Raw genomic sequence first — 568 nt, forward strand, 5'->3', positions numbered from 1 at the left:
CCAACCAGCCATGCCCTTGGCAGGACAACTGGCACACCAGAGGTTCGTCCGTCCCGGTCCTCTCGTACTAGGGACAGCCCTTCTCAATGTTCCTGCGCGCGCAGCGGATAGGGACCGAACTGTCTCACGACGTTCTAAACCCAGCTCGCGTACCGCTTTAATGGGCGAACAGCCCAACCCTTGGGACCGACTCCAGCCCCAGGATGCGACGAGCCGACATCGAGGTGCCAAACCATCCCGTCGATATGGACTCTTGGGGAAGATCAGCCTGTTATCCCCGGGGTACCTTTTATCCGTTGAGCGACGGCGCTTCCACAAGCCACCGCCGGATCACTAGTCCCGACTTTCGTCCCTGCTCGACCCGTCGGTCTCACAGTCAAGCTCCCTTGTGCACTTACACTCAACACCTGATTGCCAACCAGGCTGAGGGAACCTTTGGGCGCCTCCGTTACTCTTTAGGAGGCAACCGCCCCAGTTAAACTACCCATCAGACACTGTCCCTGATCCGGATCACGGACCGAGGTTAGACATCCAGCACGACCAGAGTGGTATTTCAACGACGACTCCA

The 568-nt window shown here is 58.5% G+C and carries 1 rRNA gene; it reads right to left on the reverse strand.

From position 1 onward, the window contains the following. Positions 1-568, reverse strand: a 23S ribosomal RNA gene (locus IE206_RS42230); the annotation flags it as partial.

The sequence above is a fragment of the Streptomyces violascens genome (assembly GCF_014649955.1).
In the GTDB taxonomy this organism is placed as follows: domain Bacteria; phylum Actinomycetota; class Actinomycetes; order Streptomycetales; family Streptomycetaceae; genus Streptomyces; species Streptomyces violascens.